At 55.7% G+C, this 11338-nt stretch carries 9 protein-coding genes; 4 read left to right on the top strand and 5 right to left on the bottom strand.

Translation table 11 applies throughout. The annotated features are described in order from the left end of the window. A partial coding sequence (locus AAAB35_RS03580) for a DUF2380 domain-containing protein (RefSeq protein ID WP_340666855.1) occupies nt 1-367 on the top strand: 367 nt, incomplete at its 5' end. 75 nt (nt 368-442) lie between these two features. Here the strand turns inward: AAAB35_RS03580 and AAAB35_RS03575 are convergent. Further along, entirely contained in the window at nt 443-1399 is a 957-nt protein-coding gene (locus AAAB35_RS03575; RefSeq protein ID WP_340666856.1) for a YihY/virulence factor BrkB family protein, read from the bottom strand. 267 nt (nt 1400-1666) lie between these two features. Here AAAB35_RS03575 and AAAB35_RS03570 point away from each other — a divergent pair, with 267 nt between their 5' ends. The 3 genes from AAAB35_RS03570 to AAAB35_RS03560 all read left to right on the top strand — a co-directional run bounded on the left by AAAB35_RS03570 (nt 1667) and on the right by AAAB35_RS03560 (nt 5983). After that, entirely contained in the window at nt 1667-2599 is a 933-nt protein-coding gene (locus AAAB35_RS03570; RefSeq protein ID WP_340666854.1) for an adenylate/guanylate cyclase domain-containing protein, read from the top strand. A gap of 427 nt (nt 2600-3026) precedes the next feature. Next, a complete protein-coding gene (locus tag AAAB35_RS03565) occupies nt 3027-4256 on the top strand; it encodes a transporter substrate-binding domain-containing protein (protein WP_340666853.1) in 1230 nt (409 codons plus the stop codon). A 305-nt stretch (nt 4257-4561) separates the two neighbouring features. Then, nucleotides 4562-5983, top strand: coding sequence for an amidase family protein (locus AAAB35_RS03560; RefSeq protein WP_340666852.1), 1422 nt, complete (start codon nt 4562-4564; stop codon nt 5981-5983). 47 nt (nt 5984-6030) lie between these two features. Here AAAB35_RS03560 and AAAB35_RS03555 read toward each other — a convergent pair whose 3' ends face one another. From AAAB35_RS03555 to AAAB35_RS03540, 4 genes are all read right to left on the bottom strand, one after another. Beyond that, nucleotides 6031-7587 (bottom strand): adenylate/guanylate cyclase domain-containing protein, encoded by a 1557-nt coding sequence (locus AAAB35_RS03555; RefSeq protein ID WP_340666851.1) that lies wholly within the window; start codon nt 7585-7587, stop codon nt 6031-6033. A gap of 5 nt (nt 7588-7592) precedes the next feature. Next, complete coding sequence (locus AAAB35_RS03550; RefSeq protein WP_340666850.1) at nt 7593-7958, bottom strand: response regulator; 366 nt, start codon at nt 7956-7958, stop codon at nt 7593-7595. A 13-nt stretch (nt 7959-7971) separates the two neighbouring features. After that, a complete protein-coding gene (locus tag AAAB35_RS03545; protein ID WP_340666849.1) occupies nt 7972-10686 on the bottom strand; it encodes a response regulator in 2715 nt (904 codons plus the stop codon). Beyond that, nucleotides 10683-11338, bottom strand: a 656-nt coding sequence (locus tag AAAB35_RS03540) for a DUF3365 domain-containing protein (protein WP_340666848.1), incomplete at its 5' end; no start/stop codon positions are given. The genes AAAB35_RS03540 and AAAB35_RS03545, both read right to left, overlap by 4 nt.

Here is an 11338-nt window from a genome sequence, read left to right as displayed (position 1 = left end):
ACTGGAAGACAAGAGCGCCGGGGCAGGTATCATTCCACCCGATGCGCACGACAAGCGCTATCTTGCCGAGTCTCAACAGGTTGCAAAGGACATGCTCGCCAGGTCTGGACGCTACAGGGTGATTGAGGTGCCTGCCGGAAACGATCAGGCAGTGGCGCCGCATGGGTTGCGCAACTGCGGCGGCTGCGAGGCCAAGATGGCCAAAGAGCAAGGTGCGTCCCTGGCGTTACTGGGGGTTGTAACGCGTATCAACCGAACAGAGCATACGATGTTCATTCGCATTCTTGACGCTGAAACGGGAAAACGGTTGCTCAGGGCTTTACCGATCTTAGGATGGGTGCGAATTACGCATGGCCTCGCTCTGTAAAGTGGGTAATGACCAATAGAATTCTGCGTTAGGTTTGAGGCGGAGCGCGCAGTCGAAGGACTGGCATTGAGCGGTTCATGACTCCGGTGCAGCTTCGCCAAGCGTATCGGCAACCACAGCGCCTCGCTCACCCATGGGAACCGGGTCCCCCGTGGTACTGTCGATTGCAGTTTGATGTTCCAGTTCGGCATTTAATTCTGCGCCGAGAATGAGGATAATCAACGAGATCCACATCCACATCATTAGGCCGGCCACGGCACCCAATGCGCCGTAGGTGGCGTTGTAGTCGGCGAAGTTGGCAAGATAGGCCGTGAACCCAACTGAGGCGACAATACCAACCAAGGCGGCAACAACGGCTCCCCAGGAAAGCCATCGCCACTTTGCATGTTCACGGTCCGGACCAAACCGATAGACGACCGAAATTGCAACGACGATGACGGCTGCGATCATCGGCCACCGCACCATACCGACCAATGCTGCGCTCCAGCCTTCTAATCCAGTTGCCGCCAACAGGTGCGGGACTGCGCTCAAAGCGAGGATAAAGACAATTCCAAAAAATATGCCGCCCAATGTGAATATGAACGAAATCAGGTTCAATTTCAGGAAACTTCGGGTTTCATTCTCGCCGTAGGCGACGTTCAATGCCTCGAATATGGCTTTGATGCCATTGTTCGCGCTCCACAGGGTCACCAAAAGCCCGAATAAGAACCCGAGACTGAGCACCTTCAGGTCCTGCACGGCAAGGGCATCAAGCTGCGCTCGGATCAGGGCAATTGCATCATTGGGCAGAATTCCAATGAGAAGCGATGTGTTACCGGCTATCGCGGTGCGATCTGCCAGAAACCCATACAGAGATACGAAGGCTGTCAGTGCAGGAAACAGGGAAAGAAGCAAATAGAACGCCGAACCCGCGGCAATCAGCATAATTCGGTCTTGTTCCAACGACTGGTAAATTCTGTAAAAAATGTCCTTCCACCCGAGGAGTGGAACTTTGGAAGGTGTGTCGGCATTACGGCCACGCCCCCTCTCCATCGCCTGCGAACGCAACGTTTTTCCGCTGTTTCTGTTACCGAAAGCCATCATACCAGGTTCGAGCGCCCTCTCCGTTTAAGCTGCAATTCCCAAGGGAGCCGGATGTTCCCGGGGTCACCTTGAAAAGCAATTGCTCTGGCCTCGTTCGACGAGACTGGCACCTGCCCCTATGCTTTGCCTGGAGCAGCGCTGGAACTGGGTCATTTCAGAACCGTTTAAGAGCACGGGCTGGCAAATGCTGTGCCAACAGCCGGAGTATTCTGACCCATGGCAACAATGGAAGCGCCGCCTCTGGAGCGAAAATTGGTCGCAATTCTTGCTGCAGATGTCGAAGGTTATTCGCGGCTCATGCACGAAGATGAGGAACAGACACTCGCGACCCTGTCGTCGCATCGCAAAACCATTGACGCCATCATTGCCGGCCTCAGGGGAGAAATTTCGGGCACTGCCGGTGACAGCGTATTGGCTGAGTTCGCTAGCGTGGTCGATGCCCTGAACTGCGCGATTTCGATCCAGCAATCCTTGGCCGCGGCGAATGATGATCTTCCTGCAAATGCGAAGATGCTTTGGAGAATCGGCATCAATGTCGGTGATGTGATGGTCAAGGACGGCGGCATTTTTGGCGATGGTGTCAACGTCGCCTCCCGGCTCGAGGCGCTGGCGGAACCCGGCGGTATCTGCGTTACGCGCGGCGTGCGTGACCACTTGCGCGACCGTCTGGGCTACGAATTTGGGGATATGGGCGAGCATTCGGTGAAAAATATCGCTCGTCCGGTGCGGATTTTTCGCGTCCTTTTTGACCCCAAGGGTTCTGCCGATCCAGTTCCGGCCGCATCGTTGCCGGGGTCCAGGGGAAGCATTCAACTGTCAGGAACCAACGGCGGCATTGCCGATGATTCCAAAGACATTGAATTGGCCTTCTGGCAGTCGGTTGAGACGAGCAATGATCCGTCTGAGTATCGCGCCTATCTGGCACAGTTTCCTGAAGGCGAATTCGTTGCCCTTGCACAGGCCCGACTGGCAAAAGCCTTGGGCCCCAAACCGGCGTCGCCGGAAGATTCGGCTGTGGAACTGGAGTTTTGGAACTCCATCAAAGACAACGATACGCGTGCGCCGTTTGAGGCCTATCTTCAGAAATATCCGGATGGCGAGTTCAGGAGTCTCGCTGAAATTCGCTTGCAAGACTTGGGCAAAGCCTGAACTGGCTTGAGTGACAACAACCGAAAAGGGCGGCGAAGTCAGCGACAGCCCGCGCCTTCATTGCTTGCGTACCGCCCCGAGGTGAATCTATTCGGCACCACTGCACGCCTAACGTTTCGCGCTGATCTCATCCAGCTCTTGGGCAGACAGTTGTTCTCAAGCTTCTTGTTCGCCCTTTCGCTTCATCGGAGCGCCCCTCGCAAACCGCAGCAAATGACGGTGGGATAGTGTGATCAAGCTAACGCTGCAAGCCCACACGTCGAAGCCACTTCGCACGAACCATGGCCAGCAGTCGGTGAGTGGCGAATATATCTGAGCCTTGCGCAGTTATATTTTGCTGAAACTCCCGCAAGAATAGGCCATTACTAGTCACTGCAACAACGTGGCTGGCAAGCTCTGATCTCCGTGGACCGGAAACCGAATGAGAATGCGCATTCAACACTTTGGTACGATTGTCGCTCCAGTTCTAATCGCACTGCTCGTTGTGTTGGAGAGCATGATAAGCCTATCCTTCGCCCAGGTGGCTCCGTGGAACGATCCGTTCACGAATGTCCGGCCTGTGGTGTCTCAGAGAGCGACGGCTGGACGAGCCAAGGAGGGCGCTGTCGTGCGGATCCTGGCGCAGAATTCCCTGCCCCCTGCAGCCGTTCTTCCGAATCGCGAACTCGTCATTGGTACCAAGGAAGCCCCGCCTTTCGCGATGAAGGCCCCTGACGGCACCTGGTCAGGCATTTCGATCGATCTCTGGCGACAGATCACCGAAAAGCTTGGCGTGAAATTCCGGTACGTTGAAGAACCTTCGGTGCAGAGCCTTGTCACTGCCACGGCGCGGGGTGACTTCGATCTTTCGGTCGCGGCGATCACCATCACGGCTGAGCGGGAACGCAGCATCGACTTTTCGCAGCCATTCTATGATACGGGCCTCGGCATTGCGGTGTCCACCAAGAGCGTGTCTGTCTGGTACGAGCTCATCGCCACGATGATTTCGTTCGGCTTCATGCAGGCGGCGGGTGCACTCATCGGTATCTCACTTGCCGTCGGGGCTCTAATCTGGTTATTCGAGCGCCGCCATAATGAGGATTTCGGCGGTGGGGCCGCAAGAGGTCTCGGTGCCAGTATCTGGTGGTCGGCCGAGGCAATGACGCAGGCAAGCACTGGGCACCGCGGACCCAAGACACTTGCAGGGCGCATTCTCGCCATCATCTGGATGGTTGTATCGATCATCACTATCGCGATTTTTACCGCAAGCGTCACCTCGGCACTGACAACCCGACAGATCAGGGGGCTGGTCAATGGCGTCGAAGATCTACCTACGGTACGCGTCGGTGCGGTGAAGGGGTCGGCCACGACCGGCTTTCTCGACAGCGAGCGCATCAAGCACCGGGATTTCGAAAAGGTTCAGGACGGCCTGAAGGAACTTGTTGCTGGTTCGATCGACGCATTTGTCTACGATAAACCGCTCCTTTCCTGGATAGCCGAACAACAGTTCTCATCCAGTGTGCAGGTTCTGGATGTCGTCTTCGATTCACAGAACTATGGGATAGCGATGCCCGAAGGCAGTCGATATCGCGAATCTATTGATGTCGCCATTCTCGAAACCATTCACGACGAAAAATGGAAGCAGACGCTTTTTCGGTATCTCGGCGAAAAGCATTGAGCGTCATCAAGCGCAGGACGGGCAAATAAGCATGGCGCCTCAACCACTCCGGAATGAGAGCCATTGTTTCCGAAAGAAGGCGAAGGCAGTAGATGTCCTCGAGCACTTCCCATGCGGGCTCGATTGTTGGCGGTTCTGACTGATACTGCGCACGGTTCACTCCGGAACCAAAGCGATCGATCATCAATGACTGCGCAGCGCCGGACATCGGTCATTCGATCCTTGCTGCTGATTGCTGAGTAGTCTCTTGGAACCCGGCCGAACATGAGTATAGTACCCTGAGCGTTCCACTGGAGTATGATGTCATGGCAGATGATGCGGGTCTGACAGACATGTCCGCCTGCACAGTCGTCGATCTGCTAAATCGCGGCGAAGTGACGCCGCTGGAATGTCTTGATGCGCTGGAAGTTCGCATGGCGGCCATTAATGCTGCCGTCAACGCACTTCCCATCCTTTGCTTCGATCGCGCCCGCAATCAGGCCCGCTTGCTCATGCAAAAGCCTCTGGGTAGTCGTGGTCGTTTAGCCGGACTACCCCTACCGATAAAGGACCTGACGGACGTTGCCGGCGTGCGCACGACCTATGGTTCGACCATCTTTGCCGATCACGTTCCCGAGCAATCCGACATTCTTGTCGAGGCGATTGAAGCCGAAGGCGGTGTCATTTACGCAAAGTCAAATACTCCGGAGTTTGGCGCGGGTGGCAATACCTTCAACGATGTTTTTGGTGCGACACTCAATCCCTGGAATACGAAGCTCTCGGCTGCGGGTTCGTCGGGTGGGGCCGCGGTTGCACTTGCCACAGGTATGGCTTGGGTGGCGCACGGCTCCGACCTTGGCGGCAGCTTGCGCAATCCAGCAAGCTTCTGCAGCGTGGTAGGACTACGCCCGAGCCCCGGCCGCGTTGCCAACAACCCCGGAGCCAAGATCGATTGCCTGCTGGGGGTCAACGGGCCGATGGGTCGCTCCGTCGAAGACACTGCGCTTCTGCTTGACGCGATGACCGGCGAGCACCCTGCAGATCCTTTGTCGTTGCCACGGACCGAAAGCTTCCTTGCTGCTGCGCGCTCCGCTTGGCGACCAGCGCGCGTTGCTTTTTCCGCCGATCTTGGCATTACGCCCGTCGATCCGGAAGTGGCCTCGATCTGTCGCGCAGCGGCCGAACGATTTAGTGAGATGGGCGCCCGTGTGGAAGAGGCGCATCCTGACCTTCTTGAGGCACATGATACATTCCAGGTGTTGCGCGGCGTGGCCTTCGCCACAAGTTATGGCGCGCTTCTGGATTCGCATCGAGAAAAAATGAAGCCGGAAGTCGTCTGGAATATCGAGAAGGGTTTCAGCTACTCCATGGCAGACGTCGTACGAGCGGAAACCAATCGCGCCGCAATGTTACGAAGGATGAATGCTTTTTTCGACACCTATGACCTGCTCCTTTGTCCGGCCACGATCGTTGCCGCCTATCCCGCGAGCGAGCGGTACGTAAAGGAATGCGCCGGCTACAGCTTTCCAAATTATTTCGAGTGGCTGGCGATCGCGTACGCGATATCACTAACCGCCTCGCCGGCGCTGAGCCTTCCCTGCGGGTTCACCTCTGACGGGCGCCCGGTCGGATTGCAGATCGTTGGCCGCGGACGCGCCGAGGGACGGGTCTTGGCTGCCGCTCGTGCCCTTGAGCGCATCCTGGATCTGCATCCGACCACCCCAATCGACCCATGTACGCCTGACTGAACCTGATCTCATTCATGGCGGCTCTCGGCTCTGGAAAGGGAAACGCTCTAATGTGCAAGCAAGTAAGTGGTGAATTGACCGATTCCTTTGATATCCATGACTACTTGACGGGCATCCGCAACGCCTCCAGCAACAGCGTCAAAGGTGCTTTGTGATATCTGTATATGACCAGGGATGCAGCAGGATTCCATCCGGCTAGCGACATTCACCGTATGTCCCCACACATCGTAGACAAACCGCTTTCGACCGATCAGGCCGGCGATTACTGGTCCAGTATTGATTCCAATTCGTAGGCGGAGCGCCGATGCCGGATCCGTTGGACGGGCCGTTTCTGCCAGCAATGCTCTGCCAAATTCAATTGCTGCCAAGGCATGATCCGGGTGAGGATCGGGCAAGCCAGCGGCAGCCATGTATGCATCACCGATGGTCTTGATCTTTTCAACGCCAAATCGGTCAGCCAATTCGTCAAACCGCATGAACAAGTTTCCGAGCATATTCACCGAGGCAGCAGCGGGAGTTTTCGCCGCAAACTCGGTGAAATTTACGATATCAGCGAAAACGATCGTGGCCATTTCGATACGATCAGCTATCACTTCCTCCCCTTCGGCAAGTCGTTTCACCACCTGTCTGGGGAGGATGGCATGAAGCAATTTGTCTGCACGCTGCTTCTCCACTTCGATTTGAGCGAGGTAGTGCCTTTCACGTTCGCGCCAGCGGCTGCGTTCAAGGCAGGCGGCGATACGAGCTTGCAACAGAACTGGATCGATTGGCTTTTGCAGATAGTCTTCCGCTCCGGCTTCAATGCAGCTAATGACCGCGTGGGCATCGTTAAGACCCGAAATCATGATCACACGTATCTCACGCCACCGATCGTCTGATTTGAGCCGGCCGAGAAGTTCGATGCCATTCATGTCTGGCATTAGGATATCGGCCAATACGATATCGCACTCCTGAATTGCAAGAATCCGTAGAGCTTCTTTCCCTGAAGCCGCGGCGAAGACACTATGGCCGTCGCGGCCAAGGCGTCTTGCTAAAAGGTCACGGTTGGATGCCGTATCGTCGACGACGAGAATGCGTCCCTTTTCTTCGGGCAGCGTGGAAGCGCGTGCCGCGATTGTTCTTGCCACTTCAGCTGCGATCATGCCATCGACGTCGTCACCGTACCGCTCTCCAACATCAGTAGAAATAAGAGCTTTTTTTCCGTCGATCTGCTCAAGCAAAATTCGACTTTCCTGAACTATTTTCAAGATATCCGCAGTAACGCTTTCGGACAGCGTTTCAGCAAAGTCTTCAATGACCATTTCAGAATATCCGAGAATCGCATTCATCGGTGTTCGCAGATCGTGCCGCAGGTTGACGTCGAGCATGGGGAAGCTCTTCATATCTGGGGCTGCAACGTCGAGAATTTGCTTGATCAGCAAATTCAATTGATGGGCGGCACAAAGCACTCGCTCTAGGTCGGGCAACGCGTCGATCGGGCCTTGCTCGCGAACTTCGTCTATTACCAATTCCTGATATCCGAGGATGGCCTGTGCTGGCTCGGCGATTTTCTGGACGATTCTGACGAGATACGCACGATGACCGATGTCAGATGGTTGCGACAAGATGATTATCCTCCGGTCAGGCGGACGATCTTGGTGACCAGCGCCGGCAAGTCGATTGGCTTGGTGTCATAGTCGTCGCACCCGGCATCGATCGCCTTTTGCCGGTCACCTGCCATTGCGTGCGCAGTAAGGGCAATGACAGGGATGGCGGCAGTAGCGGGATTGGCCTTAATCTGGCGAGCCGCTTCCCAGCCGTCGATTACCGGTAGGCTCATGTCCATCAACACAAGATCCGGCCCCGCGCTAAGCGCCGCCTCCACGCCCGCAAGTCCATCGGTCGCAATGATCACCTCATATCCACGCCGTTCAAGCCGGCGGGAAAGCATGTCGCGGTTCATCTCATTATCTTCGACGAGAAGAATCTTGACCATCTTTTCAGGCTCCTCACGCACTTTCGCTCAAGGGCATATGCCGGTTCAGGGCCGCGATGAGATCCGCACGGCCTTTCGTTCCCTTGCGGACTATTTCGCTCGCACGCACCTTAAGCCAATCCAATTCCTCGCGCGTCAGATCTTTGGACGTAACGACAACAACCGGAATATCGGCGAGATCCTGCCGTTCCTGGATTGCCTGAAGAAGTTCGAAACCATCCATATTGGGCATCATCAAATCGAGCACCATCACCGTTGGTCGCCCAGCTTCCAGTTCGGCAAGACCGCGCCGGCCATCGGGAGCCTCCCGGACATTCCAGCCTTCGCGCTGGAGTACTCTGCAAAAGAGCTCACGCGTCGCGGGGTCGTCATCGACGATCAGCACGTCACGACGGCCGGCACCCGCGACAGCATTCAATGTCTCAATGAGCTGGCGAGGATCAATTGGCTTGATCAAATGGGCTGCCGCTCCGAACGCCAAGCCCATTTCACGATCCGCAACGACCGTGGCAAGGATCACCGGAATATTGCGAAGGGCTTCATCGGACTTGATTTGACGCAACACAGACCAGCCGTCCTGGCCCGGCATGATTACATCCAAGATGATCGCATCGGGCCGGGATTTCCTCATTTTTGCGATGCCCTCCTCACCACCCGCAGCCTCGATCACCGTAAAGCCGGCGCTGCGGCTCGCATCGGATATGACTTTACGTGCCCGCGCTTCATCGTCGATTACGAGAACTGTGCCACGAGAGGGCAGTCCCTCATGAACGTCCGATTGCGACTGAAGGCGCTGCGCGACTTGCGTCTTATGGTACGCTGGAATCTTGAAATGAAATGTCGATCCCTTGCCGAATTCGCTTTCAACGGAGATTGTTCCGCCCATCATCTTGATGAAATGCTGGGTGATAGCGAGGCCAAGCCCAGTGCCCCCGTAGTTTCGCGTGGTGGACGAATCGACTTGGACGAAGGGCTGGAAAAGCTTTGCCTGCTGCTCGTTCGTCATTCCGATCCCATTATCGGTAACGGAAAATTCAATCCACTCGCCATCTTTGTCACGGTAGCGATTGACCGCTAATCGGATTTCATTGTTTTCAGTGAATTTGGCAGCGTTCGAGAGGAGGTTGAACAGGTTCTGTCGCAGCTTGGTCTTGTCGGTGTGGATCTCGTCGGGCTCGACCGAGGCGGTGACGATCAGCCGGTTGCCGTTTTTTGCAATTAACGGCGCGACAGTGCTTTCAACATCTTCGAGTAGTTGGGCTACGCCGATCGGCTCGATGTATAGCTCCATTTTGCCAGCTTCGATCTTGGAGAGATCGAGAACATCATTGATCAATGCCAGCAGGTGACGTCCTGACGCCATGATCTTCCGAAGATCCGCGACAAAGTCGGGTCTATCCAGGTCACTTGCGTCTTCAACGAGCATTTCGCTATAGCCGATAATGGCGTTCAAGGGAGTACGCAGTTCGTGGCTCATGGACGCAAGGAAGCGACTTTTCTCATCGCTGGCGACTTCCGCGCCGCGCCGGGCCTCCTCCAGTTCCGCATGACGATGTTTCAAATCAGTGATGTCCGTGTAAACCGCTACGGTTCCCCCCTCGGGCGTTTTGCGCTTGGCTATGCGCAGCCACATTCCGTTGGCGAACTGGCGTTCGATCGTCCCATGCGGCTCGCCGTGACGACGGATAGCCTCACTTATCCAAGTATCGACATCGGCATTTCCGACGTTGGCTGTGCCACGTTTCGCCTGCGCCCGAATAATATCTTCAAATCGCGTTCCCGGTTTCATGAGGTCTGCAATTTCCGGGAATATCTCAAGGTACCGTTGGTTGACCAAGACCAGCCGATCCGATGCATCAAAGAATGCGAAGCCGTCTGGTATGGTCTCGATCGCTGTTAGAACAGTATTTCTCTGGCGTTCTGCGGCGGCTTCCAGCTGTCGACGCTCTGCTTGCCCATCGCGCAACAAGCGTAGAGTCGTGGAGAGCCGGCCGAATTCGTCGCGACCTTCAGGAGGGAGCTCTACATCCGGTTGCCCTTGCGTCAATTGGATCATTGCCCTATCGACACGGCCGAGCGGAACCAATATCGATCGAAGTACCAGCCATGTCATGATTGCGCCGGCTATTGTTATAAAGCTCACCGCTATCACGGCGCGGATAAATGTGCTGTGGGCTGTCGCCGCCGCGGCGTCGCGTGCCTGATCCGCCTCCATCTCCAGCCGATCTTCAAGCGTCCTGAGCGCGCTGTCAACTTCGTCGCTAAAATTTCTGGCAGCAGCTAGCTGCGTGTTTCCGACGACGCGATTGTCAGCCGTATAAGCGTCGACAGCCTGTATGGCCTTTTCGTAGTAGGCTTCGGAACGCTGCTGGATGGTGTTGGCGGCGTTCGGCGCAAAAACCTTGATGCGTGCAAGATCCTGTGCCAATGCGGTGCGGGCAGCTTCGGCGCGACGCTCAGACAACGTCAACAGGCTGACAGAGAGATCCGTGAGCCAGTATCGCACCTCGCCAAAATGCCTGTGGGCTTTTGCGGCTTCATCAAACATGTGGAAGCGATCGTTCGCTTCTTCGACACGTCGCTGGTTTTCAAGCAGATCTCGCGCCATGAACGCGACACTTACCAATAAAGCACCGAGCAACACTGCCGAAAGACAGACAAGCCGGAGAGGTATTTTGCGATCCGCCAAACGACTGACCGATGTCTGGATGGCGCTGAATACGCTCATCTGAAAAGCGTTATACTAATTGCGCCAGCAAGATCGCCCTCGGCTCCGCCCTCTTTGGGATAGCCCGAAATGTCAATCTCGCCCTTAGGCTTGCCGTGACATGCCAAGCAGGACGCGGAATAATATTCGGGAATAAGCATACGAAAGGAACTGCGGCCATCCGTCTGGACCTCCTCTACGAAGGACTGACCTTTTGACCATTCGGCAGACAGGAATTTGCTCTCGATTATGCGCTGCTCCCATGCATCTGGACGGGCCTTGCGATTGCGCACAAGACCTTCCGGTGCAGTAACTTTCATTTTTGCACGATCGCCGACTTTCTCTTCAAATCGTTCGTTGACCAACCTGGCAAATGTGGCTGGAATAAATCCCTTGAATCCGACTCCCTTGGCGTCGATTTCCTTCTGATGCTCGTCGACAACTTCACGCAATGCTTCAATCTGCGCATCGAAGAGCTGCTGATCCTGCGCACTGATAGGGTCCATTGAAGCCGATTTTCCCTGGCGGTCGGCGTAGATTTGAAGCGCCTCCGCCGCGACTCGTTCGCCCGAGAGGTCCTTCTTTCCAATTGAAGGATTGTTAATCAGCTCTTGATGGTTAGATATTACGCTCCGGCCCGCGCGCAAAAAGGCGGCCAGCCTCTCTCCCGTGG

The organism is Phyllobacterium sp. (assembly GCF_037994425.1).
Classification (GTDB): Bacteria; Pseudomonadota; Alphaproteobacteria; order Rhizobiales; family Rhizobiaceae; genus Phyllobacterium.
This window is presented reverse-complemented; position numbering and strand designations above follow the sequence as displayed.